This window comes from Nocardia sp. CA-120079, assembly GCF_050955745.1.
In the GTDB taxonomy this organism is placed as follows: Bacteria; Actinomycetota; Actinomycetes; order Mycobacteriales; family Mycobacteriaceae; genus Nocardia.
On record NZ_CP192088.1, the window covers coordinates 6,340,883 to 6,365,428 of the forward strand.

The 24,546-nt window shown below is 64.7% G+C and carries 18 protein-coding genes and 1 pseudogene; 12 read left to right on the forward strand and 7 right to left on the reverse strand.

Annotated features, from left to right (window positions below; all coding sequences use genetic code 11):
- Positions 1–37: 37 nt before the first annotated feature.
- From ACQPYR_RS29350 to ACQPYR_RS29360, 3 genes are all read right to left on the reverse strand, one after another.
- The gene (locus tag ACQPYR_RS29350; RefSeq protein ID WP_433622167.1) at positions 38–3,325 is read right to left on the reverse strand and encodes a protein kinase domain-containing protein; all 3,288 of its coding nucleotides are present in this window, start codon (positions 3,323–3,325) and stop codon (positions 38–40) included.
- Between the two features lie 532 nt (positions 3,326–3,857).
- Positions 3,858–4,745 (reverse strand): class I SAM-dependent methyltransferase, encoded by an 888-nt coding sequence (locus ACQPYR_RS29355; RefSeq protein WP_433622168.1) that lies wholly within the window; start codon positions 4,743–4,745, stop codon positions 3,858–3,860.
- 19 nt (positions 4,746–4,764) lie between these two features.
- Entirely contained in the window at positions 4,765–5,394 is a 630-nt protein-coding gene (locus ACQPYR_RS29360) for a TetR/AcrR family transcriptional regulator (RefSeq protein ID WP_433622169.1), read from the reverse strand.
- Positions 5,395–5,582: 188 nt separating this feature from the next.
- Between ACQPYR_RS29360 and ACQPYR_RS29365 the strand changes: the two genes are divergently transcribed.
- The 9 genes and pseudogenes from ACQPYR_RS29365 to ACQPYR_RS29405 all read left to right on the forward strand — a co-directional run.
- Entirely contained in the window at positions 5,583–5,936 is a 354-nt protein-coding gene (locus tag ACQPYR_RS29365) for a hypothetical protein (RefSeq protein WP_433622170.1), read from the forward strand.
- 153 nt (positions 5,937–6,089) lie between these two features.
- Positions 6,090–7,529, forward strand: a complete 1,440-nt coding sequence (locus ACQPYR_RS29370) for an MFS transporter (protein WP_433622171.1) — start codon at positions 6,090–6,092, stop codon at positions 7,527–7,529.
- 201 nt (positions 7,530–7,730) lie between these two features.
- Positions 7,731–8,438 carry a DedA family protein gene (locus ACQPYR_RS29375; protein WP_433622172.1) on the forward strand — a complete coding sequence of 236 codons (708 nt, stop codon included), beginning with the start codon at positions 7,731–7,733 and terminating at the stop codon, positions 8,436–8,438.
- 184 nt (positions 8,439–8,622) lie between these two features.
- Positions 8,623–9,252: a TetR/AcrR family transcriptional regulator gene (locus ACQPYR_RS29380; RefSeq protein WP_433622173.1), complete on the forward strand. Its 630-nt coding sequence runs from the start codon at positions 8,623–8,625 to the stop codon at positions 9,250–9,252.
- A gap of 99 nt (positions 9,253–9,351) precedes the next feature.
- Positions 9,352–9,549, forward strand: coding sequence for a ferredoxin (locus tag ACQPYR_RS29385; RefSeq protein ID WP_433622174.1), 198 nt, complete (start codon positions 9,352–9,354; stop codon positions 9,547–9,549).
- Complete coding sequence (locus ACQPYR_RS29390) at positions 9,546–10,751, forward strand: cytochrome P450 (RefSeq protein WP_433635274.1); 1,206 nt, start codon at positions 9,546–9,548, stop codon at positions 10,749–10,751. The genes ACQPYR_RS29385 and ACQPYR_RS29390 overlap by 4 nt, the downstream gene beginning before the upstream one ends.
- Positions 10,752–11,290: 539 nt before the next feature.
- Positions 11,291–12,478, forward strand: a complete 1,188-nt coding sequence (locus ACQPYR_RS29395; protein ID WP_433622175.1) for a cytochrome P450 — start codon at positions 11,291–11,293, stop codon at positions 12,476–12,478.
- 66 nt (positions 12,479–12,544) lie between these two features.
- Complete coding sequence (locus tag ACQPYR_RS29400) at positions 12,545–13,219, forward strand: MspA family porin (protein WP_433622176.1); 675 nt, start codon at positions 12,545–12,547, stop codon at positions 13,217–13,219.
- 282 nt (positions 13,220–13,501) lie between these two features.
- Positions 13,502–13,834 (forward strand): annotated as a pseudogene (locus tag ACQPYR_RS29405) (transposase); the annotation flags it as partial.
- A 62-nt stretch (positions 13,835–13,896) separates the two neighbouring features.
- Here the strand turns inward: ACQPYR_RS29405 and ACQPYR_RS29410 are convergent.
- The 4 genes from ACQPYR_RS29410 to ACQPYR_RS29425 all read right to left on the reverse strand — a co-directional run bounded on the left by ACQPYR_RS29410 (position 13,897) and on the right by ACQPYR_RS29425 (position 18,766).
- Positions 13,897–15,288: a 4-hydroxyphenylacetate 3-hydroxylase N-terminal domain-containing protein gene (locus tag ACQPYR_RS29410; protein WP_433622177.1), complete on the reverse strand. Its 1,392-nt coding sequence runs from the start codon at positions 15,286–15,288 to the stop codon at positions 13,897–13,899.
- Positions 15,289–15,392: 104 nt separating this feature from the next.
- Positions 15,393–15,704 (reverse strand): hypothetical protein, encoded by a 312-nt coding sequence (locus ACQPYR_RS29415; RefSeq protein ID WP_433622178.1) that lies wholly within the window; start codon positions 15,702–15,704, stop codon positions 15,393–15,395.
- 31 nt (positions 15,705–15,735) lie between these two features.
- A complete protein-coding gene (locus tag ACQPYR_RS29420; protein WP_433622179.1) occupies positions 15,736–16,926 on the reverse strand; it encodes a CaiB/BaiF CoA transferase family protein in 1,191 nt (396 codons plus the stop codon).
- A 25-nt stretch (positions 16,927–16,951) separates the two neighbouring features.
- Entirely contained in the window at positions 16,952–18,766 is a 1,815-nt protein-coding gene (locus tag ACQPYR_RS29425) for a flavin-containing monooxygenase (protein WP_433622180.1), read from the reverse strand.
- Positions 18,767–19,438: 672 nt separating this feature from the next.
- Here ACQPYR_RS29425 and ACQPYR_RS29430 point away from each other — a divergent pair.
- From ACQPYR_RS29430 to ACQPYR_RS29440, 3 genes are all read left to right on the forward strand, one after another.
- Positions 19,439–19,570, forward strand: coding sequence for a hypothetical protein (locus tag ACQPYR_RS29430; protein WP_433622181.1), 132 nt, complete (start codon positions 19,439–19,441; stop codon positions 19,568–19,570).
- Between the two features lie 205 nt (positions 19,571–19,775).
- Positions 19,776–22,118 carry a LuxR C-terminal-related transcriptional regulator gene (locus ACQPYR_RS29435; protein ID WP_433622182.1) on the forward strand — a complete coding sequence of 781 codons (2,343 nt, stop codon included), beginning with the start codon at positions 19,776–19,778 and terminating at the stop codon, positions 22,116–22,118.
- A gap of 406 nt (positions 22,119–22,524) precedes the next feature.
- Positions 22,525–24,531 (forward strand): flavin-containing monooxygenase, encoded by a 2,007-nt coding sequence (locus ACQPYR_RS29440; RefSeq protein ID WP_433622183.1) that lies wholly within the window; start codon positions 22,525–22,527, stop codon positions 24,529–24,531.
- Positions 24,532–24,546: the final 15 nt, after the last annotated feature.

Genomic DNA, 24,546 nt, shown 5'->3' on the forward strand with positions numbered 1-24,546 from the left:
TTGGCCGTGGGCGCATGATCGCGAACTCGCGTAACGGTCAAACACCGCTCTGTTGGGATTCCGCGACGATCCAGGCCGCGATCTGAGTACGAGAGTTGAATCCGAGTTTGGTCAGGATGTGTTCGACGTGACCTTGGGCGGTGCGCTGGGAGATCACCAGTTCGGCAGCGATCTGCTTGTTGGTGAGTCCTTGTGCGACGAGGCCGGCGACCTGCCGCTCGCGCTTGGTCAAAGTTGCCGAGGGGCCCGCCGCGAGCGCATCGGCTGGCTGCTGTTCGCCGAGTGCGTACGAGACCGCGGCGTCCGCACTCATCGCCTCGCCCTTCCGGAAAGCCGCCTCGAATCGGCGAACTCCGAGCGTCCGGCGCGCCATCCGCTCGCACTTCTCATGCTCATGCGCCATGTTCGGAAAGACGCTCCCTGCGCTGCTTCCCAACAGCCAGCGCCGCTGCGCGGCTCCGATCAGAACAGCCGCGCGTTCCGCGTTTCCCTCGTCGGCGACGATCCACGCTAGCGTCTCGAGACCAAATGTGGTGACCAATTGGCTGCGAGTCCGCCGGTTGACCCGTAACGCTTGCTCGAGCAGCCGTCGCGCACGATCCCCTGCGCCTTCCCGCCAAGCGCCGACTGCCATGCCACGAAGCGCCACCGAACGATAGAGCAGTTCGCCGCGCTCTTCGGTGATCGAAGCTACTTTTCGGTAATATTCACTCGCGCGAGTAGTGTCACCACACAGTTCGTAGGCCCAGGCGAGAATCGTCACGGCACTGATGTAGGAAGCCGCAGTTTTGTTCGAACCGAGCATCTCGACGGCACGCGCGAGGAAGGCCAAGGCGTCGGTGACCTCACCGCGGGCGAGTGCGAAGAAACCGGTGGTATAAGTGATCTGCGCCTGAATCGCGGGAGTGGGCGCCCGATCGGCGATCACGCGCGCTTCCGCGAAAAGCACGGCAGCCGCATCGAAATCGCCCTGGGCCGCAGCCATCTCGCAGCCAACGCAGAGCGCCCTGACGCGATCGGGCGCCGATGCCGCCTTGGCGTGGCCGAGAACATTGTTCAGCCAGGATCGAGCTTCGCCATACAGACCACGGAAGCTCCAGAACTGGTAAAGCCCCGCCGCGATGCGCAATCCCGTTTCGGCCGCATCTACGGACCGGCAGGCTTCGACTGCCTCGCGCAGGTTTGGCAGCTCGCAGGCGAGCCGATCGATCCATTCCGGCTGCTGGTCACTGATCCAGCCAGCCTCCGCCGCCAGAACCAGCGCGTGATACCAGTCGCGATGCCGCCGCCGCAAGTCGTTGTCTTCCCCGGACTCCCGGAGCTTTTCCCGGCCGTAGTCCCGTATTGTCTCGAGCATCCGAAAGCGCACCGCATGGTTCGTTTCCTCGGCGACCAAGATCGACTTGTCGACCAGCGACGAGAGGACATCGAGCGGGCTGCACTCGCCCACGTCAGCCGACAGGCCAGTGGTCAGTCCGGTACCACAGATTCCAACGGCCGCCTCGAGTTCGAAGCTGCCCGCGAACACCGATACCCGGGCCCACATCCGCTGCTCGACGGGCGTGCAGAGCTCATAGCTCCAATCGATGCAGCACTTCATCGTCTGCTGCCTGCTGGGAGCGGTCCGACTCCCGCGAGTCAGCAACGTGTACCGATCGGTGAGCCGCTCCAGGATCTGCGGCGGCGTCATTGTGCGCGTCCGCGCTGCGGCCAATTCGATGGCGAGCGGCAAGCCATCCAATCGAGCGCAGATCCGGGCCACGGCGACCTTGTTCTGATCATCCAACTGGAAGCCACGCGCGGCAGCCGCGGCCCGGTCGGTGAACAGCATCACCGCGTCGAAGCGGGGCATAGCGGCGAGCGCCGGTTCCCGGACCGGGTCTGGGATCGGGAGAGGCATCAGCCGCAGCACCGCTTCCCCCGCGATATTCAACGGTTCGCGGCTGGTGGCAAGGATCCGCAGCTTCGGACACGCCCGCAGCAGCATCTCGGTCAACTCGGCTACGGATCCGACTACCTGTTCGCAGTTGTCCAGAACGAGCAGCGTTTCCTGTGCGGCGAGAATCTGGGCCAACGCCTCGGGCAGCAGCCGGGCCGCTGCATCGTGGAAACCAAGGGTGGCCGCCACAACGCCGGCTACGCCCGCCGCGTCCGTCACGTCGGCCATTTCGATCAACCACACCCCGTCGGCGTAGTCCGCCTGAACTTGCGATGCGGCCCGCAACGCCAGCCGCGTCTTGCCGACACCTCCGATGCCGCTCAACGTCACCAGGCGGTTCCCGGACAAAAGATTCTTCAGCTCCGAGAGCTCGGTCCGACGATTGACGAAGCTGCTCAGCTCTAGCGGGAGGTTGCCGTCAACAGGCACGGCGCTGGCCGCCCACGGACGTCGCTTCTCCGCTTCTAGTGTGCGGTATCGGGCCGGGTCGGCGCGTGGCGTTGTTTGGCCTGGGACCGAGCGTAGCTGTTGTTGCACTCGCCTGAGGCTCTGGCCCAGCGCAGCTGCGGTCGGCCGCTTGTGGGGATCACGGTCCATCGCGGCTTGCACCAGTGCCGAGACCTGTGCGGGAATACCTGTCTCCCGCAAGTCCGGCACCGGCTGGGTGGTGATCCGCACGAACTGCGTCACCATGTTCTCCCCGCTGCGGCGCTCGAACGCGGCGTGCCCGGTCAGCGCGGCGAACAACGTCGCACCCAGCCCGTAGACATCTGCCGCCTGTGTCGGGGTCCCTCCCTCGAGGACCTCCGGCGCGGTGAACGCCGGCGAGCCGGTCAACGTTCCCGCCGAGGTCTGGAACCCGCCAGCGAAATGCGCGATACCGAAATCGGTCAATGCCGCGTCCCCGTGCTCGGTGAGCAGGATATTGCCCGGTTTCACATCCCGATGCACGATACCGAGCCGATGCGCCTCCGCCAGGGCACCAGCGATCCTGTCGCCCATCTCCAACGCCTGCTCCACCCCCAGCGGCCCATGCTCGCGTATCCACACATCCAGCGAATTCAGCGGGTGATACGGCATCACCAGATACGGGCGTCCGCTCGCGGTGGTACCGACTTCCAGCACGGTCACGACATTGGGATGCCCGGTCAACCGGCCCATTGCCCGTTGCTCACGAAGAAACCGCGCCCGGTCATCGGCATCCCCCTCCGCGTTCAACACCTTCACCGCCACCGTCCGATCCAGCTCGGACTGCCAGCAGCGATACACCACCCCGAAACCACCCCGGCCGATCTCCACCGCGTCCTCGAAACCAGCCGCGTCCAACTCCGCCGCGAGGGGCGTCCCAATATCGCGGCGGGTACGCAACGGATCATCATCACTCATCGACCACAGGCACGCCGACCGGCATGCTCACCGACACCAGGCAACATGCGCTCACCTTTCGTCAGTGTCAGCCTATCGCCGAAGAACATCGGTTAAGAGTGAATGCCAGCTTCGCGGCCGCATATGGCCTGCAGCTAACCGTGTGACCAGTGTTGTCGAGGGTTACTTCCGTCCAGCCGTGAGCCAGCCTCAATGCGATGTCGAAGGCGCTCAGAGCGGTCTTCCAACGGGTGACCCACCGTTTTGCCTGGATGTCGTGGTTATTGCCTGCTGCCGTTCAGCACCCAATGGGCGTGGACATGGTTTCGTCTCGAGAAGCGACTTGGTGATTCACCGCCGCGGACCTCGTGGTCCCGCTCGACAAGCAGTCGCTGAGCCCGGCCGCCGACGCGGGCGCTGCGGATTGTTGTCGGTCAGTGCTCGTTCGGCGGCCGGTGCGAGGTCCTCGGCGATGGCCTGGTCGAGGGCGGCACCGCGTGCGGACCCGAAATCAATACCGGCGCTTGATTTCCCAGCCGTATGGGTCCTCGGCCTACTGCGGTGCAGGTTGCTTATCTGCCACGGCGACCCGTCCGAGGCGGGACAGGCGGGACTGTCTTGTCGGCAGGTCGAGCCGCTGGGCGACCGACATCAGTTCATGGTCATCGATCACGGTGAACCCATACTCCGCTGTCAGGGCCCGAATGGCCTCCGGTTGCCAGGTCGAGATATGCGGCTCGTCCTGCAAGGGATCACGAGCGCCGACCACCCGGGTAGCCACCCGAAGTACCCGGCCGCCGATTGCGGTGAGCCTGTTCGGTGTTGGATAAGTGACGATCAATCGGCTACCTGCGGCCGACCGTTCGCCGATCGCGGTCAGGGTGGCCCGCACCGCAGCTTCGGTGAGGTAGGGGACGACGCCTTCCCAAATCCAGGTGGTCGGTGTCGCCGCGTCGTGTCCGGCGGCCGCGAGCGCGGGCCCGAGCGGGTCGTGCCCGAAGTCCACCGGGACGTGGGTCAGCGATTTGGCCACCGGCTGCAGGCCGTCGATCCGATCACGTTTATCGTGTTGGGACGCAGGATGATCCACCTCATACACATCGACATCACCCAATTCGGGCAGACGGTAGGCGCGCGCGTCCAAGCCTGCACCGAGCACAACCAGTTGCGGATTCGCCTTCGCTCGGACCGCGTCGTCGATCACGACCGTGCGCGACACCAGTACTGCCGTGGTGGCGTCGAGCACCATCGCCTCCAGCCGCACCCTCAACCCGTCCGGCGCGCTCTCATTGCGTGCGCGTTCGACGGGCACCCGCTCATCCTTGCGGAGCAGGTGCGCGGCTATCGGATCTCTGAAACGGCCGATGCCGAGACGGTCGTCGGCGACTGCGCGCGCCTGGCACACCAACACAGCGGTCCGACTTGCCGGTTTGGTCGTCATGTATTTCCTCCAGGTCGAATTAGATCGGCCAACCATGTGGCCGCGACGGGTAACGCAAGATCGGCGCGGCGGGTAAGGAACTCGCCGCCGGTGGCGACAAGCTGTCGAGCACGAGCCCGAGATAGCGTCGCCAGCCATCACTTTCGGGATCCATCGTCCACAGCACCGAGAACAGCATCGCCATGATCCTGCGGAGGTCGTCGGCGACCAGATCGCCGCGGATACGGCCCGCTTGCTGCGCCCGCTCGGTCAGTGTGGACAGAGCTTCGAAGAACGGGCTGGATAGATCTGCAGTCAGCGAACCGGCGTGCTTGGCGGCCGCGAGTGTGTTGAACTCGCGGGAGGCCATCGACAGGGCGGCCTCCACCAGCGACACCAGCCCTCGATACGGGTCGTCGTCTGCAAGCGCCCGCATCATGGCAGGCGCGAGATCCTCGGCCAAACTCTGCTCCAGCGCTGCCCTGACCAGGTCCGCCTTGGTTGGGAAGTGCCGATACAACGTCCTGGCACCGACTCCGGCATGCCGTGCCACATCTTCCAGTAAGGCATCCGGCCCGGCCGCGGCGTACACGGTGCGTGCCGCCCGCACGAGTCGTTCGACGTTGCGCGCGGCATCGGCCCGTAACGGCCGATCAGGATAGACAGCCACTTCCCCACGTTAACAAACTGACAGTCGACTGACAATTAGGTATTCTGCGACGAGAGGTAGATCTGACAGTCAGCTGCCAATTAGTCTGCGGAGAAGGGACACTCATGCGTCGGTTACTCCTCGAACGCGCAACGGCGTCCGTGACGAAAGCGCCGACATGGGCGCGCTACCTGGTTGCAGGATTGGCCATGGGAGGTATCTGGGCCGTACAGAGCGGGCCATTATGGCACCGCGCCGTCGGACTGGTCGGTCTGTCCCTCGTGGGACCACCGGTTATCCATCTCGTGCGAGCCAGGCTCCGCCGCCATCGTGCGCGTTCCGGTCCACGCATATCCCTGACACGGTTCTTCGCCGCGAAGGCTATCGTCGTGGCCTTCGCCCTGATCGCAACCTGGCTACTCGGATACACCCACGAAAACGCGCCTCTGCACGCCGGGCTACTGATGGCGATGGTAATCGCCATCGCTGGTCCGATACTGCATCCGCACCTACTGATTCCCGAGCCCGAACCGGCCGCCGAACCGGCGTTTCCGCATCCGTGACGATGACAAAACTGCTGGCATACCGCTGCCCTCGGCGATCCATTGTGACCACTAGCTTTCCCGCGGCGTGTGCCGAGCCCGGCAGCGCCGCAGCAACTTCCGTCGACAAGGTCCACTTGCTGGTCCTGCTTTCTGTGATGTGAGTGGAGTTCGATGAACAAGATCAAGCAATTGCCGAGCCTCGATGCCGGCGGCCTGCCGGTGCTGGCGCTGGCAGCAGCGGCCTTCGCGTTGGCGCAGACAGCGATCGTGCCGGGAGTGAGCACGCTGTCGCACACCCTGCACGCGTCGGCGGCCGACGTCTCGTGGGTGATGAGCGGTTATCTGCTGGCGGCGGCAGTGCTGACGCCGATTCTCGGGCGGCTCGGCGATATGTACGGCAAGCGCCGCATGCTCGTGGTTGCTCTAACCGGGTTCGCCCTAGGCAGCGTTGTCGCGGCGCTCGCGCCCAACGTGTGGGTACTAGTCGCGGCGCGGGTGATGCAGGGCGCTGGAGGGGGCATCATCCCACTGTGTCTAGGGCTCATCGGCGAGCGGTTCGAGCCCAATCGGCGCGCGGTGGCGCTGGGAGTGGTCTCGGCGATCGCTGGCATCGGCGCGGGAGCGGGCCTACTTATGGGCGGTCTGCTCATCGCTCACGCCTCCTGGCATTGGATCTTCTGGATCGGCGGCATCATGGCCTCATTGGCCGCGCTGGGCGCGCTTCGGCTGCCAGCCGATGTCGGCGACGCGCGCGGCCCACTGGACTTCGCAGGTATGGCGCTGCTGACAGTGGGGCTAATCGCCCCACTGTTCGCCCTGACTCGCACCTCGACCTGGGGATGGGTGGACCCACGCACACTCGGCCTAATTACATTCGGCATCGTCGTGCTCGTGATCTTCGTATTCGCCGAGAGGCGTACGACTGCCCCACTCGTGGATATGAGGGTGCTGGGCCGCCCGACCGTACTCGTCACCAACATCACAACGCTGCTCTTCGGCTTCGGCATGTTCGGCGCTTTCATGCTCATCCCACAGCTCGCCCAGACCCCCACGGCGGCGGGGTACGGCTTCGGCTTGGACGCTGCCGGGGCAGGCCTGCTGCTACTACCTGCCTGCATCATGATGCTGGTTGCGGGCGCCTTGTCCGGCCGGCTCAGCGCCCGACTCGGCGCGAAGACTGCGTTGGCGGCCGGCGCGGTCGTCGCAGCAACCGGATTAGCCGCGCTCGCCGTATCGCACAACGCACAGACACCAGTCATCATCTGGTCGATGGTGCTGTTCAGCGGACTCGGCCTCGGGATGGCCGCAATGCCCAACCTCATCATGGACGCCATCCCACCCGAGATGAGCGGCCAGGGTAACGCCGTCAACAATCTCATCCGGACGGTCGGCTCTTCCCTCGGCACCCAAATCGTCGCCACCCTGCTGGCCGGCAGCATCACCACGACCCACCCCATTCCCTCCAACGACGCCTACAGCCAGGCCTTCTGGATCGCCGCCGCTGGCATCGCCATCGCCGCCGTCGCGGCGCTCCTGATACCCCGTGGCCGTCCCACCGTCGCTATCAGCGAACCCGATCGGCGACCAGCAGGCCATGGTGCGCCCTCCTGACGTTGTCTGCGATGAACACCCAGGGCGGGGCGTCGAGCAACGGCCGGAGACGCTGCCCGGCGACCTACCGCGCCGTCGAACACCCTCACTTTTGGAGTTCAGTGAGCCAGATAAACCGCGTGAACCCCGCGCCTCCCGATCTCGGGGTGGTCCGGTAATGGAAGGTTACGGCGCCATAGGTTCTTGTAATCGTTCCGTGGTGTGGAGATTTACTGGAGGACGTGGATGCTGCCTTACCTCGCCCGGGCTGTCGAGGCGCCGACGGGGGGCTTGGCCGGCTGGGCCGTGGACCTGATCGACACGCTGGGTGGGCCAGGGCTGGCGTTGATGTCCGGTTTGGACAGCATGCTCTCGGTCGTGCCCGCCGACTTGGTAATGCCCCTCGTCGGGTTCTCTGCCACGCAGGGAGCCATTAATCTCGGGGCCGCTATCGCCTGGGCCACAGCGGGGTCAGTGGCGGGTTCACTCGCCCTGTACTTCCTCGGGATGCTGCTCGGCCGTGAACGGGCATGGGCGTTGCTGATCAGGATCCCGGGAATCAAACCAAAGATGCTCGATCGTTCCGAGGTATGGTTCGGCCGCCACGGCGCCAAAGCGGTCGTGTTCGGTCGGCTGTTGCCCGGCGTCCGTGCCCTGATCTCGCTACCAGCGGGTGTCGAGCGGATGTCGCTGCTGAAGTTCGTAATACTCACCGCCGTCGGCAGTCTGATGTGGAACTCCACCTTGCTACTCGCTGGTTATCTGCTCGGCGCAAACTGGCACCTCATGGCCGACATCTTCGGCATGCTCATCTATGTCCTCATCGGTGCAGCAGCCCTGGTTGTGGCCTACCTCGTCGTCCGGCGCTGGCGCACGAAGCCGGCCGGGCCGACATATGGAGGCAGCGGGACGAGCCCGAAGACCCGGTAATCGCCCTGAATACTTCATGGATGCTTTGTGGCCCACGGCACAGTGCGAGGCTGGACGTCGTGACCGAGCCGCATGCTCGGTCGTAGCCTGGATTCGTCGCGGACGCGACCAAACATTTATGTCAACGAGCGTTTATGTACTGCTGAGAAGGCTTTACGCTTCTGGTCAACCTGGAAGGACCGCGATGACCACAAGCCCTCCCCCAGCCGGCCGCGAAGTTCCGAGCCAACTTCGACGCCGGGACTCGGCTAGGACGCGTCAGCGACTGCTCGACGCCGCGCGCCACCGTTTCGCCCGGAACGGTTACGCAGGCACGCCTGTCCGGGAGGTCGCCGACGAGGCGGGGGTCAATGTGGCCCTGATCAACCGGTACTTCGGGTCCAAGGAAGGCCTGTTCGCGGCCTGCCTGACCGAGGCCATCGACGGGCTTCGCCGCGCCACCGTCGACACCCCGCAGCACATGTTGCCGAGCATCATCGCCATGGAGGTCGCCGACCCGGGTCACTACGAGCACCTCCTGCTGTTGGTGCGCTCTTCCGGTGACGAGCGTGCCGACGAGATCCGGAGCGCCGTTCTGCGCGACTACGGCGAGGCGCTGGCCGCACGGGCCGGATGGCAACCAGACGCCCCCAACGGCGAGGATCTTCTCCTGCGCGCCCAACTCATCCTGGGTACCGCGATCGGGATGGCGCTCCTGCGTTCCTCAGGACTGCGCCCCCTCGCCTCCGTCCCCGAAGAAAGCCTCGTCACTCCTCTCCGAGATCTGGTCAACGCGGCACTACCCCCCATCAGCGCTAGCCCGAAACAGGCATAAAAGACCCGCATCCCCCGTATGTAAACAAGCTTTGACAACTGCGGTAGATTTCTTTACTCTCGGCTATGTCAACATTTGCTTACATGTTCGGGAGACGGGATGAAAGTCACGGTCCACGCTGAGAGGTGCGTTGCCGCAGGGCAGTGCGTGCTGCTCGCGCCGGAGGTCTTCGACCAGCGCGAAGAGGACGGCGTCGTGCTGCTGCTGGACGACGCGCCCCCAGCGGAGCTGCACGCCAGGGTGCGGGAATCGGTCGCGGTCTGCCCCGCTGCCGCCATCGACACGGTTGAGGACTGACCGCCGTGAGCACCGACACGACCGGCCTGCCGGCTTTCCCCGGCGAGCACAACGCCCGTTGCCCGTTCGACCCGCCAGGTGAATACACACAGTGGCGGAAGACCGTCGGGTTGCGGCGGGCGGTATGGAAGGACACTCCGGTCTGGGTGGTCAGTCGACATGAAGACATCCGGGCCGCACTGGCCGACCATCGGATGAGCGCCGACACGGGCGAGCTTCAGTCGTTCAGCGGGATCGACAATCCACCACCGGTTTTCCCTCGGATGGACGACCCCGAGCACGCCCGGCTACGCCGCATGTTCACCAAGGACTTCACGGTCAAGCGAGTCAACAGCATGCGCCCACAGATCGAGAAGATGGCGCACCAGTTCATCGACCAGCTGATCAGCAAGGGACATCCCGCGGACCTCGTGCGTGACTACGCGCTGCCCATCCCCTCGCTGGTGATTTCGCTGATGCTCGGCGTGCCCTACAAAGATCATGAGTTCTTCCAGCGGCACAGCACGACCATGTCCACCATTCACGCCACCAAGGAGGACAAAGGCGAGGCCGCGTTCGCGCTGTTCGGGTACCTACAAGACCTAGTCGCACGCAAGGAAGCCGAGCCCGGCGACGACCTGATCAGCCGTGTCCTTCGTGAGCACGTGGCGACCGACGAGCTGGACCGAGTAGCCCTGGTGATGAACGGCCTCATCCTGCTTTTCGCCGGTCACGAGACCACTGCCAACGCAATCGCCCTCGCCACCCTCGCCCTGCTCCGCAACCCCGACCAAGCCGCGCGGATGCGCGAAACCGACGACCCCGCGGTCCTCGCCACAGCGGTCGAGGAACTTCTTCGGTACTTGCCGATCGTGCACGCCCTGGTAGCCCGCATCGCCAAGGACGACGTCGAGATCGCCGGCCAACACATCAAAGCGGGTGAGGTTTTGCTGATGAACCTGCCCGCCGGCAACCGCGACGCCGCATTCGTCCCCGACCCGGACACCCTCTACCTCGACCGCCACGCTCGGGGACACCTCGGGTTCGGTTACGGAATCCACCAGTGCCTCGGCCAGACACTGGCACGCGCAGAGATGCAAGTCGCGCTACCGGTACTGCTGCGCCGACTGCCTGACCTGCGGCTCGCCGTCCCATTCGAGGAACTGCGGTTCCGGCACGACATGAACATCTACGGCGTCCATGAACTCCCGGTCGCATGGTGATCATGCCCCGGACCTGCTACTTCGGCGCCGGCAAGCGCACCGTCGACCCACGCTACGTCGAGCGGCGCGAGGCCCGCTGTGCGGGCCCAGCTCCAGCACGGCGAACCGGTCTGGCTGGCCACCCCGCGAACAACAGCCGAGCGGGAAGGACACTGTGCCTAGCCGGTACGAACCATGGACTTGAACCGCCTGTGCGCTGCTGCTCGACCGGAAGGACTTCCGGTGGGACCACAGGCATTTTCACGGCTGTCTGATTATCGAGAGGACCAGTTCAGCGGTCTGACCTACCAGATCCATCAGCGCGTCAACGCCGCCGAGACCTTGACCTGGTCAGCGGCGGGCAGTCGATCCCTGTAGTCGACGACTGTCGTGACGCCGAGCGCAGTCAGCCATTCGGCGTCTGCCGGGATGCCGTTGCGACCACGACGTGGCGCTGGCCGTCAGCAACTGGACAGCACTAGACCTACCCCACCCGTAGCACCGTTGACCAGTACGACCTGGCCTGGGCTGCGGATCGATGCGATTGATGGGAAGCGAACATGACTGACACACACATGACCTATCCATTCGACACCGACAAGCTGACCGTCGATCCGCGCTACGCCGAGCTACGGGAAGGACCGCTGCACCGAGTGCGTCTGCCCTACGGCGAACCGGCCTGGCTGGCGACCCGGTACGCCGATATCAAGACGGTCCTGGCCGACCCGAGGTTCAGCCGAGCCGCTGCGGTGGGCCGCGATGAACCCCGCACCCGGCCCCATGCGGTCGGGCCCGGCACGATCATGAGCTTCGACCCGCCAGAGCACAGCCGGTTGCGCAGACTGGCAAGCCAGGCGTTCACGGTCCGCCGTGTCGAGGCGCTTCGGGTCCGCGCGCAACAGATCGCCGACGAACTGATAGACACAATGCTGGCCAAGGGCGCACCCGCTGACCTCGTCGCAGACTTCGGACTGCCGCTACCGACCATCGTGATCTGCGAATTACTCGGTGTCCCCGTCGCCGACCGCGGCGAGTTCCGGGTCTGGTCCGATGCGTTCATGTCCACCACCAAATACACACCCGAGCAGGTGAAATCCTATCTGGCCGAGCTGACCGACTACATGGCCGGCCTAATCGTCGAACGCCGTAAGTCAGCGCGCGATGATCTGCTCAGTGCGCTCGTTGCCGCACGCGACAACGACGACCGGCTCACGGAGGAGGAACTGCTGATCTTGGCGCAGTCCCTGCTCGTCGCCGGCCACGAGACCACCGCCTCACAGATCCCCAACTTCGTCTACACACTGCTCACCCACCCAGAACAGCTCGCCGCTCTGCGCACGGACCCCGACCTGATACCGCAGGCAGTGGAAGAACTGCTGCGCTACGTCCCGCTCGGCACCGGCGGCGGGCTACCCCGATACGCGGTCGAAGACGTCCAACTGGGTGCGGTCACCGTCCGTGCTGGCGAACCCGTTCTCGTCGCATTGCACTCAGCAAACCGCGACGAGACCGTGTTCACCCGCCCCGACGAGCTCGACCTGCTACGCCCACCGACATCCCACATCAGTTTCGGCCACGGAGCACACCACTGCCTTGGTGCGCCCTTGGCCCGCATGGAACTGCAAGTGGCCATCGCCACCCTCGTCAACCGCGTACCCGGCCTCCGCCTCACCCGGGAGCACGACATCGTCTGGAAAACCGGCGTATCCACCCGCGGCCCGGAACGGATGCCCATCACATGGGGCTAACCCGACGAAGCCTGTCTTCTTACCCGGATGACCTGGCCGTCGCTTACTTCGATCCAGAGAAGAACCATGATCAACCGCAAACAATGGGCACGCATCGCTGGTCTCGCTGCCACATCAACCCTGGGCCTGTACTTCGCTGGAATTGCCGAGGCCGACACCGTTATCGCACTTCCCGGAGGTGAGATCACCAAGAGCCTGTCCGACGGCACCGTCGTCACGGTCCGGCTGGTCGGGGAGTCGGCCAACATCAGCCCGTCGTTGGGTTCGACCCCGTTGCACCGCAACGCATGGGTATCCGGTAGCGCGCAAGTCGAGCTGTCGAACCCGGCAGGCGAAGCGGGGGGCATCGTCTTTCCGGGCTATACCGTGGGCTGCCAGGTCGACATCACAGGCGGCGGTACAAGCGGTGGAGTCGACGGGACGCTCGACTGGAGTGATGGCCAGAAAGTCACACCTGAGGCCAGCGCGACCTCCGCTGGCAACCTGACCCTAGGACCCGGGCAAGCCAAGTCGTTTTACATCCTCGACCAGGAAAAACCCGACAACTTCGGAAACGAGGCCCACAAGAAATACAACCGCTTCTCCGGTAGCAGTAGTTCGGTGACTTGGGCCGACGAAACAATCGGGCTGAACGGCTGCGGCGGTTACGCCCAAGCACGCGCCTTCGTCAGCGTCGGAGTCACAACCTCCAACGTCTCCACCTGGATCACGTTGTGGGGACAGCCCTTCAGCCTCAACTAGGGCCTGGTCGCTGACCGCACCCGTGTCATCAATCGCCTGCGAGGTTTGCTGCTGGGGGTCTTCCCCGCGCTCGATCGTGTTCTCGCGGACCTGACGCGCACAGGGCAACTGACGCTGCTGACCGGCTACCACACCCCGGCCGCGCTACGCCGTATCGGCGCCGTCCGACTCGAACGCTGGTTGCGCGCAAGGAAAGTCCGCAACAACGACACGATCGCCGCGACGGCTGTCGCCGCCGCACACCAGCAGCACGTCAGCCTGCCAGGCGAGGCGCTCACCGCCATGGCCGCGCTTGCCGGTCTGGCGCCCGCTTCCTGAGATTCGGGCCGCATCCGCGGAAATCTGCACCGACCTCGCCGCTACCACCGCGGTCTCAACCGTGTCTTCTACATGTCGGCCATGATCAGCATCACCTGCTGTCCGGAATCCAGACGGTTCTACGATCGAAAACGCCGCGAAGGCAAGCGCCACAACCAGGCCGTCATCGCCCTCGCCCGACGACGCGTCAATGTCGTCTGGGCACTCAGCCGCGACAACCGGCTCTACCAACCGACTAAACACCTACCGGACCTCACCCATACACCGACGCAGACAACAGCTTTCAAAAGCAGTTGAGGGTGCACCACACAGAGGTGCTCCCTCAACTCATTTTGACACACAACCTAGGTCAGCCGCCCTCAAGCATGCGGCGGTGAACCCACCTGAGGATCTTCGAGCTCGACGAGTGCCAGTGCCTTGTCCCGGGCCGCTTGGACGTCGAAGTGCTTGCGCAGCACGGTACGTTGCGCATGCAGGCCACCGCCCGAGTGCAGGGCCGTGATTGCCCGCCAGCTACCGTATGTCTGCGCGGTCAGGTCCCGGATCGCGAGCAGGAGACGCAGCCGGTACTCGCCGTCGACGGCGCCCTGCATATACTTGCGCAACTGTCCCCCGACATCGGGGTTGCGCAAGTCCGCCAGGATCGGTGCCGTGGCCAGCGAGCCGCCGCAGATGTCCCAGACTTCTCGCGTCATCTCGTTGTAGTGGAAGGCGCCATAGAGCTTCCCAGCGTTCGTGTAGAGCTCGTCGGGGAACACCGCGCCGCCGTCACCCACTTTGCAATTCGCGATCGATGCGTCGAGGGTGGCGCGGATCAGGGTGGCCTTGAGCATTAGCTCAGACAGCTTGTCCTTGATGTGCGAGATCCTGAGGAGCCCGTTGGCCTCGGCGATCAGGTGCGCGAGCCCGACGAGCACGTGGGCGCGCTCCGAGAGGTTCATCAACCCTCCGGCCCGCTCCCACAAGCCCAGCGAGTGCGCGAAGACACCGGCCTTCGCGGTGTTGCCGTCCATAAAGATGCGCTCGTTCGGCACGAAGACGTCGTCGAACATGACGAAGCCTTCAGGGAAGTAGTTCTTGCGCGAAAAGACGAAGTTCTCCTCGTCGCCTGCGGGCGGGTTGTTGAGCGTGTCGATGATCCTGACGCCGGGCGAGTTCACGGGCACCATGCAGGCGATGGCGTACTCCTCCTCGCCCGGCTTCATCGCCTTCGTCGGGATGACCATGAGCTCGTGGCCCAGCGAGGCACCTGTGATGTGCAGCTTTGCGCCACGGATCACCACGCCGTCACCGGTGCGCTCGACGACGCGTGTATAGGCGTCGGGATCTGGCTGCTTGGCCGGAGCTAGGCCCCGGTTCCCCTTCGCATCGGTAATGCACTCGGTGATCCGGATGTCGCGGGGGCCGACTTCATCGACGTAGCGGTGGATCCGCTCGACGACCTCCGGCGCGTCGCCCAGCCTGCCGGCCGCCGTCATCAGGGTCATCACGCAGGTCGAGGTGATGTGCGACAAGAGCCCCATGCGTGTGTGGTGCTCGACGTGTTCGCGTAGCTCCTGGGCATCGCGCGGCACGGCCATCACGCTGCTCACCCCCGTACCGTCACCGTAGTAGGTGTCATACTCGGCAGCGATGTCCTCGACGCACAATCCCAGGACCGGATGATCCGGCATATTCGGGACGCGCTCGCCCTTGAAGTAGATAGACCGTCCGTCTTGGAGGGACTTCTTGTATTCCTCGCCGGTCATCATTGCTTCAAGTTCCTATCGTTTCGCTAAATCGAATGAATGACTGATTTCACATTGCCGCTACAACAACGCCGCGCGGTCGGTGGCCGCGTGGCGGACGGTCCGTCTTAGTCGGAGGAGGGCAGCGGCTTGGCCTGCCGGAGCGGCAAGGGCGTATTGCCAGCGCTGAGCGTGCCGGCGCCGGCCTTGCAGCACAGCAGCTCGAGGTCACCTTCCGGGGACGCGTACCGCTTGCCGATGACCGAGCCCCCGTCCAGTCCGGCCACGATTGGCTGGCTCGCTCCCTGCGTGGACTCGTCCGCGGCAACCATTGGCTCGCCGCCGCAGCGCAGGTCCATGTCGCCGTCGGGAACCCGAACTGCGATGACTTCGGTCTCACACGTGACCGACCGATACCGCTTACCAAGTACCAATTGCATATCGCTCACCTTCGCTTGCCGAGTGGGCGCCTCACAGGACACCCCCGCTGTCCTTGAGAGCCGCGATCTCCGGCCAGGTGTAGCCGAGTTCGAGTAGCACCTCCTCGGTGTGCTCGCCGAGTTCCGGAGCGCGCCCGAAGGCCCGCATCGGCTGGCCGACGAAATCGACGGGTGAGGCCACCGAACGCATATCCGTATCGGCGACCTCCCGGAACGCGTTCGACGCGACCATCACCGGGTCGGCCACGACGTCCGGGAAGTTCTGGATCGGATCCCACCAGACGTCCTCCCGGTCGAAGATCTCGGCCCATTCCGCGAAAGTCCGCTTTGAGAACGCCTCGTCGAGGACGGTGATGATGTCGCGCCGGTTCTCCATCATCGCGCGCAGGTTCGCGAAACGCGGGTCCGCGGCCAAGTCCTCACGCTCGATGGCCCTCATAATGTTCGGCCAGTGCCGCTCGCCCTGGTACGCGAGCAGCCAGAACCACTTGTCGTCGGACGAGCGGTAGCAGCCCAGCAGCGGGTTGAAGATCGTCCGTCGGAACCCCGGCTGCGGATTCATCCCGTTCAGCTCCGAAAACAGGTCGAGCCCGATGAAGTAAGCGCCGTTGCGCACCAGCGACGTGGTCACGAAATCGCCGACCCCACTGGTCGCCCGCGCGGTCAACGCCGCAGCGATCCCACCAGCCAACGCCAGCGCCGTCATGTGATCACCCATGGCCGGCCGCTGCACCGGTGGCTCGCCGCCTCGTCGCATGAGCGAACGCCCAACACCTGCGCGTGACCAGAACGCACCGATGTCGTAGCCGGCCTTCCCCGCCGCAGGACCCTCTGTTCCATACCCCGTGATCAGCCCGTACACGAGCCCACGGTTACGTCTACGCAAGGACTCGTAGTCCAAACCCAGCCGCCGCAATGCGGACAGCCGCAGGTTCGTTACCAAAACGTCCGCGCGGTCGATCAGCCGGAGCGCGACCTCGATACCCCCGGGCGTCTTCAAATCCGCCGAAATACTGCGCTTGCCCCGGTTGTCCAGCTCGAAGTATTGCTTCACGGCATTCCCGCGCTGAAAGTCCCCCGTCGGGCCCTCCAGCTTGACCACCTCGGCCCCCCAATCGCCAAGGATGGCCGCCGCGGCGGGCCCGGCCACTGCGACGCCAAGCTCGACAACCAGGAGACCACTAAGCGGTCCATCGCCGCCGGACGCTTCCGGATCGGCCATCCAGGATGATGCTGTCATCTTCACCTCAGCCTGCGATCGAGTCCGAAACCAGCGCATCAGCGTCATCCTCAGCGCAACCCGGCTCACCCTGATCGGTGACAAACAGCGAGAAGTCCGGACTCTGCGCAACATGCCAAACATCCACGGCTCGCCACGGAAGAATCGCCGTCGGTTCGCTGGACCCCGCTTTGAACCAGGTGGACACACCTGGGGCACTCCATACCAGGTTCCGAAGGCTCTCCCTCGACTCGGCCACGAACTGCTTCACAGCACTGTCGCGGATCTCGATGGACCTGCTCCCCTCCTCCAGCATGTGGCGCACGCAGGACAACGCAAAACCCAGCTGCATCTCCGCCGTCACGGCGCCATTGCTGCCGTGCGCGGTGATACCGTGCGGCCCGAATGTGTTGAACAGGTTCGGACAGTCCGCCATCGCGATACCCATATACGCCTCCGGCTGCTCATCGAGGCGAGCCCGCACATCCACGTCGTTGCGGCCCCGGATCTCGATCGGCCACAGCACACGACTGGTATCGAACCCGGTCGCCAGCACTATGACATCCAGCGGCACGAACCCGTCAGCGGTAACGACCCCGGTCTCGGTGACCTCCTGAATCGGGTCGGTCACGAGCGTGGTATCCGACCGCAGCAGAGCTTGGTACCAGCCGTTGTCAACCAGGATCCGCTTGGCGTGCGGCGGGAAGTCCGGCAGCACCTTCTCCAGCAGGTCCGGCCGCCCCTTCAACTGCTCGCTCGCGTACTCAACCATCCGCCGACGCATCTCGTCGTTCTTGGCGTTGACCGAGTCACGGCGCGGCCAGTCCGGGTCGACCCGCAGCGACTCCAGGATGTGATCGCCCAACAACCAGGACTCCTTGAAACGCAACCAATTCAGGTAAAATGGAAGCTTTTCGATCAGCCACCGCTCGGCGCCCACCAGCGACTTTCCGTACCGCGGATGAGACATGATCCAATGCGGCGAACGCTGGAAGACGGTGACATGTTCACAGGTTCCCGCGATCGCAGGGACGATTTGGTTGGCACTCGCCCCAGCCCCGACTACAGCAACCCTCTTACCCCGGAGATCCACATCGGACCGCCACGTGGCCGAGTGCATCGTCACACCCTCGAACCGATCCAACCCCGGCAACTCGGCGCGCTTAGGCCAGTGCAGGATGCCAGTAGCACCCAGAACAACGTTCGCCCGCGAGATCTCCTGGCGACCATCCGGGCCGACCACCACGATCTCCCAAACTTTGTCCGCCTCGAGCCAACGTAATCCCCGCACCTCAGTGTTAAGCCTGATGTGCTCTGCAATGCCATCAGCGAAGGACTCCAGATACTGCAGCACGGCCGGTTGGAAGCTGAAGTGATCGGGCCAACCCTGGTCAGGAGCGAACGAGTACGAGTAGAACACACTCGGGGTATCGACGCGGCATCCCGGATAGACGTTGTCCCGCCACGTCCCACCAACGCTCGCGCCCCGCTCGAAGATCGTGTAGTCCGCGACACCGGACCGCTCCAGCAACACGCCAGCCAGAATCCCAGTCAAACCCCCGCCGATGACCGCGAAGCTGAAGCCCTCCGGTATTGGCAACGGCTCCACGTCCTCCGGCGGCCCCAACCGCATCTGCTGACGAGTCATGGGCAGCAACTCCTCCGGCACCGATTCGCCGGCCACCAAGTCGGCACACGCCCTTAGCAGTTTGTCGGACGGGTAGCCCGCAACCTTCTCACCGGTCAGGAACGCGGGCAGGATTTCGTCCGCGAGATCCAGCAACTCCTCCCAATCCCGCGGGTTGCCGATAACCGCCGGATCACCACTCAGATGCGTGATCACCCCGCAAAGCGTGCGTCGATCCGCCTGCCGAAGCACGTCACGCAACGAGACGGACCTGTCATCGATGGATATACGCACGAAGACCTCTCCTCTGACAATTGCCCGCCCGTCCCGCAGCCCCCAGGACAACCGAGCGAACCAACTGCAGCGAGTGACTCAACTGCAGTGAACTAGCGTAATGCTAAATGTCTGGACGTCGGCTGCGCAAGTCAGCTCATGGCCAGCGCGGTCTGGCTGCGGGGGTGAGGAGATGGCGTCCATGAAGAGGCCCCAGCCTCGTAGTTGTCCCGAGTCAGGACTCTGACCAGGCATCCGAAAGGCCTGTCGCATCACCCGCGTCCAGGAAAGCCACGGACGATCACCGACCGGCAAGGTCGATTAGGTGATCGTGATCACCTTTGAGGTGACCCCGGGTGAGGACACATACTGGTCGACCCGGTCGATGGTGCAGGCGATGAGCTCTCGCAGTCGACGGTCTGGCGGATCTCGCGCGCCTTCGGTCTCGAGCCGCATGCGATCGAACCCGGAACTTTCGACCCGAAGGTGATTCGTGCACCAGGTTCGGGAGTCGTGAGCCCGTGCATGAGCCCACCGCATAATGCGTTGGTCCCCGCGGTCGACAGGAAGTCGCAGAGGCAGGCGCTCGACCGCCCTGTCCCGATCCTGCCGATCATGCCCACCACCCCGGCACGGATGACCAGCCACGAGCGGATCCGCGACGGCACCGACGACCGACCTGCTACCTGCGAGTTCGCCGCCCCGGCGCTGCGACGGAAGGAAGGCCGGCAACGGGGCCGTCCGTGATGCGGGGAGTCAAGTCGCTTAACCGACGGCCAAAGCGTCGCCGAGAGCAACGTCGCCGGACTCAGGGCGATGAAGGTGGAGCAGGCCCTCGAGGCCTCATTAAGCTGGCACCGTCATCGGTCCACCTGAGGTAGTTGGTTCCTTAGGGGCACTGCCAGCAGGCGTAGGATGCTGCACGGGGACGCCGTCGTGGAGAGAGTCGGACATGTCGCGCAGCGCCGCCCTGCGATCGCGAGTCGGCTGCCTGCCGGCGGAGGTGGACAGCTTCGTCGGTCGCAGGCGTGAACTCGATGAAGTACGCAGGCTGTTCAGCCATTCCCCGATGGTGACGATCGTTGGACCCGGCGGGGTGGGGAAGACTCGCCTAGCCCTCCGCGCGGCCGCCGGCCTGGCTCGCTCCTTCCGCGACGGAGTGTGGTTGGCGGAGCTGGCGAAGCTGCAAGACCCTGCGCTCGTCACCCAGGCCGTCGCCGACGCTTTCGGCGTTGTGGATGAGTGGACGACGCTGACCGATAGGTCGTTGGTCCACTCGGTTTCGGACCGGCACCTTCTACTGGTGCTCGACAACTGCGAGCACCTGCTCGAGGAGACAGCCAGGCTTGCCGACGCTCTCCTCAGGGGGGCGCCGGAGCTGCGCATTCTCGCCACCAGCAGGGAGCCGCTCGGTATCGCGGGCGAGACGATCATGCCGCTGACGCCGCTCGTCGTACCCCACCCCTCCAAATCGAAGTCTGCCGAGACGCTGCCGAGTTACGAGGCGGTGCAGCTGTTCCTGGACCGAGCCGTCGCGGCCAGTCCGGACTTCGAGCTCACCGATGACAACGGCGTCTACGTCGCACAAATTTGCCGCCAGCTGGACGGAATCCCCCTCGCCATCGAGCTCGCCGCGGTGCGAATTCGGGCCCTTGCGCCCAAGGAGCTCGCGGACCGGCTGTCGGACAGATTTCAGGTCCTCACTGGCGGAAGCCGGGTAGGCCCTCTGCGGCACCGGACCTTGCGGCGCTGCATTGACTGGAGCTATGAGCAGTGCTCGCCGGCGGAGCAACTGCTGTGGAATCGTCTCGCGGTCTTCGCCGGCACATTCGACCTCGAGGCCGTCGAGAGCATCTGTGCCTTCGACGGGCTTGAGCACAAGCAGATTCTCGAACTCGTCGCCACGCTGGTCGACAAGTCGGTGGTCTCCCTGGAGGCGCGCCACGCAGGAACCCACTACAAACTGCTCGAGTCACTGCGTGAGTACGGCATGGAGAAGCTGGTCGAGTCGGGCGAGGCGTCCCCCATGCGTCGTAGGCACGCGGACTGGTACCACCGGTTCGTTGCGCGGTTCGAGGCGGGATTTATGACGGCCAGGCAGGCGGAGCTCGCCGACGGCCTCGACGCCGAACTCCCCAATGTGCGAGAGACCCTCGACTTCAGCCTTGGTGAGGGCCAGGACCCAGTGGCTGCCGTGCGGACGATTAATGCGATGTACTTCTACTGGCTCTCGCGGGGGCTGGTGTCAGAAGCTCGCTACTGGCTCAGGCGAGGCCTGGCGGGCGAGCTTTCCCAGGCATCCCGTGACCGTGTCGTCGGGCTCCATTACTCTGTGGGCCTCGCTGGCCTCCAGGGGGACCTGGACGGGGCGAGAGAGGCGGCCGAAGCAGCCCGCGTTCAGATACGTCAGCTCGAAGCCCCGGCCGTAGAGGCGTTCGGCGCCACCATCGAAGCCATCCTCGCAATGTTCGAGGGCGATCCTCAGCGCGCTTTGGCACAGCTTCCCAAGGCGATCGAGGGTCATCGGCTGTCCGGCGACCTCCACCGAGAGCTCGAGATGCTAGTGGCGTACGAGTTCGCGCTGGCCCTGACCGGGGACGGGCCGGGATCGGCGGCCGCTCACGAGCGTGTTCTCGAGCTCACCCGGCCGCGCGGCGAGAGCTGGTTCCAGGCGTACTCTCTCTGGGCCGCAGGACTGGCCGCCTGGCGGCGCGAGGACAATGAGCGGGCAGGCAGGTTGCTGGAGGAAAGCCTCCGTCTCCGCCGGTTGATGCAGGACTCCATGGGATCAGTGTGGAGTCTCGTCGGCCTCACCCTCGTCCTCGGGGCAACCGGTGAATCCGAGAAGGCAGCAGTACTGCTGGGAGCGACGCGTTCCCTCACTACCGCCGCCGGGATCCCGGCCTCAGTGTTCCCTGGGCTCGCCGAAGCCGTCACCGACTGCGCGTCGACGCTCATCCGGAATCTCGGGGACGCTGCTTTCGACAAGGCCATCGATCAGGGACGGCAGCTCGATGTGTTGGAGGCGGTCACGTTCGCGCTGGATGACGCGTCGCCACGCCAGAAAACCTCGCAGCCGGCGCCGTCGGTCCTCACCAAGCGCGAGTGGGAGGTCGCGAGCCTCGTTGGTCGCGGACTGACGAACAAAGAGATCGCCGCCAAACTGGTCATCTCCCAACGCACCGCCGAGGGGCACGTCGAGAACATCCTGACCAAGCTCTCGTACACATCCCGCACCCAGATCGCCGTCTGGGTCGCTGACCAGCAGCAGGACGGGACAGCGCGCCCCTCGTGACGCCGTACGTGGTGGTCGTCGTCACGAAACTAGGTACCTGACTAGGTATCTGCCCCCGGGCCTTTCCGCGTCGGTCAGTGGAACGGTGGAGAACAGGTCCGGGAAGCGGGCCGGTCCATCAAGCGACGGGTGAGCCGATGCTCGTTCTGCTCGCGGACGCGCAGGAGCGGTTAGTCGCGGATGAGTTCGCCGCCGAGGTGGCGTCGCGCTGTCCAGGCCCGTTGAGGGCTATCACACCACCCCGCCGTCTGCGTCCCATGCGAGGTTGCGGCAATGGTCGGCACGTCGAGCGCCGCTGCCTGATCGCGTTCGGTTCTGCGGTCGGACCGGCTGGGGTCGTTCAGCCTGGGGTCGTTAGCACTGTGACGGTTCATGCGGGACAACCTGTACACCGCCTGTACGGGGCTTGATCGCGTTGTTGCATCCGTGCTACGTTCACGTCGATTTAGCAAAGTGTCAAACGCAATGTTCGATGAGGAGCATCTTCGATATGGAATCGACAGCCACTTCCTCTGTGATGACATCGGAGTGGGGAGACATGCTGTCCCGGGCGCTCCGCGTTGCCGACCTGAATGTCATGCGTATCGTGGTCAATCAACTCACCGGCGATGAGTCCATGCTCCGCATGAACACTGTGAAGGTGCCTATCCGGGGCGGATCTCGCTTCATCGAGCAACTCGCGCCCGAGCACCACGACAAAGTGCGGGCGGCCGCGACGGCCTTGCTCTCCCAAGGGCCGATCGAGGATGTCCGCATACCGCAGCCGGACGAGCTGCGACGCCTGATGACAATCCTCGGGGGTGAGCCGCTCGACGACATCGGGTTCCGGTTCGCCCGTGAGGAGTTCGCGATCGATGACTTCCCGCGCGACGTCGAGTGGGAACCAAGTGCTGCAGCTGCCGAACGGCTCGAGAACTTCCGGGTCGTTGTCGTGGGCGGCGGAATCAGTGGGATCGCGACCGCGGTTATGCTCGGTCGCTGCGGGATCCAGTACGAAGTGATTGAACGCCAGTCGGATCTCGGGGGGACCTGGACGCTGAACGACTATCCCGAGGCCAGGGTCGACGTCACCAGCTACCTGTACCAGTTCAAGTTCGAGAAGCGTTATCCGTGGACCGAGTACTTCGCCTCGCAGGACGAAACGCGCAGCTACCTGCGCGGCGTCGCCGCCAAGTACGGCGTGCTGCCCCACGTCACGTTTGGGGCAGAGGTCGTCGAGGCGACCTGGGACGAGGACACCGCAGAGTGGATACTGCAAATCTCCGCGGCTGGTGAGGTCACCGAACGTCGCGCTGACGTCGTGATCAGCGCGAGCGGGCTCTTCCACCTGGCGAAGCGCCCGAACATCGAGGGCCTGGAAGACTTCCAGGGTGCAATGTTCCACACCACCAGCTGGGATCACTCGACCGAGCTGGCCGGCAAGCGCATCGGGCTGATCGGGAACGGCTCCAGCGGCACCCAACTCATGCCGTATCTGGCGTCGGTGGCCGGCACTCTCACGGCGTTCCAGCGCACTCCCAGCTGGATCACCCCGATGGAGCGTTACCGGGAGAAGGTCCAGCCTGAGATGCAGTGGCTATTCGACCACGTTCCGTTCTACTGGAACTGGTATGTGTTCTCCCAGTACATAGCTACGACGCGCCTGGAGGCGGCTCAGACCTATGACCCGGAGTGGCAGGCTGCGGGCGGGCTCATCAGCGAGCGCAACGACGCCCTGCGCGAAGCCGCGCTCACCTATATGCGTACCAAGCTGGCAAGCCGTCCGGACCTTATAGAGAAGTCCACACCCACCTACGCGCCCCTGGCGCGACGGCTCGTCGTCGACAACGGCTGGTACGACGCCCTGCTCCAGGACAACGTCTCGCTCGAGACCGACCCGATCGACCGGGTCACCGCCGAGGGTGTCCTGATGGCCGACGGGACCCTGCACGAACTCGACGTGCTGGTCCTGGCAACCGGCTTCGAGGTCGGGCGCTACTTCGCCCCCATTGACTACGTCGGACGCGACGGCGCCACCCTGAACGACCTCTGGGCCAAGGACGGCGCTCGGTCCTACCTCGGGATGGCCATCCCCGGCCTTCCGAACCTGTTCTGCACCTACGGCCCCAACGGACAGCCACGCACGGGCGGCAGCTACTACTCGTGGGCCGAGATCTGGGCGCGCTACATCGTGAAGGCCGTGATCGGACTACTCGAGAGCGGTGCAAGTTCGATCGAGTGCCGCAGGGACCGGTACGACGAGTACAACGAGCGGATGGACGCCGCGACGGCCGAGATCATTTGGGAGGGTGAGGGCGTCGGGGGCTACTACGTCAACGAGTTCGGGCGCTCCGGCGTCAACATGCCGTGGGGGTTCCTGGAGTACTTCTCGTGGGTCATCGAACCAGACTTCGACGACTACATATTCGCCTGAGATCGGTCTGCGCAA

Excerpts from the sequence above, each read along its gene's own strand:
- ACQPYR_RS29350 (WP_433622167.1), bottom strand. The coding sequence starts at position 3,325 with ATGAGTGATGATGATCCGTTGCGTACCCGCCGCGATATTGGGACGCCC.
- ACQPYR_RS29370 (WP_433622171.1), top strand. The coding sequence starts at position 6,090 with ATGAACAAGATCAAGCAATTGCCGAGCCTCGATGCCGGCGGCCTGCCG.
- ACQPYR_RS29355 (WP_433622168.1), bottom strand. The coding sequence starts at position 4,745 with ATGACGACCAAACCGGCAAGTCGGACCGCTGTGTTGGTGTGCCAGGCG.
- ACQPYR_RS29380 (WP_433622173.1), top strand. The coding sequence starts at position 8,623 with ATGACCACAAGCCCTCCCCCAGCCGGCCGCGAAGTTCCGAGCCAACTT.
- ACQPYR_RS29385 (WP_433622174.1), top strand. The coding sequence starts at position 9,352 with ATGAAAGTCACGGTCCACGCTGAGAGGTGCGTTGCCGCAGGGCAGTGC.
- ACQPYR_RS29430 (WP_433622181.1), top strand. The coding sequence starts at position 19,439 with ATGCCCACCACCCCGGCACGGATGACCAGCCACGAGCGGATCCGCGAC.
- ACQPYR_RS29420 (WP_433622179.1), bottom strand. The coding sequence starts at position 16,926 with ATGGCCGATCCGGAAGCGTCCGGCGGCGATGGACCGCTTAGTGGTCTC.
- ACQPYR_RS29395 (WP_433622175.1), top strand. The coding sequence starts at position 11,291 with ATGACTGACACACACATGACCTATCCATTCGACACCGACAAGCTGACC.
- ACQPYR_RS29365 (WP_433622170.1), top strand. The coding sequence starts at position 5,583 with ATGGGAGGTATCTGGGCCGTACAGAGCGGGCCATTATGGCACCGCGCC.
- ACQPYR_RS29400 (WP_433622176.1), top strand. The coding sequence starts at position 12,545 with ATGATCAACCGCAAACAATGGGCACGCATCGCTGGTCTCGCTGCCACA.
- ACQPYR_RS29410 (WP_433622177.1), bottom strand. The coding sequence starts at position 15,288 with ATGATGACCGGCGAGGAATACAAGAAGTCCCTCCAAGACGGACGGTCT.
- ACQPYR_RS29435 (WP_433622182.1), top strand. The coding sequence starts at position 19,776 with ATGTCGCGCAGCGCCGCCCTGCGATCGCGAGTCGGCTGCCTGCCGGCG.
- ACQPYR_RS29415 (WP_433622178.1), bottom strand. The coding sequence starts at position 15,704 with ATGCAATTGGTACTTGGTAAGCGGTATCGGTCGGTCACGTGTGAGACC.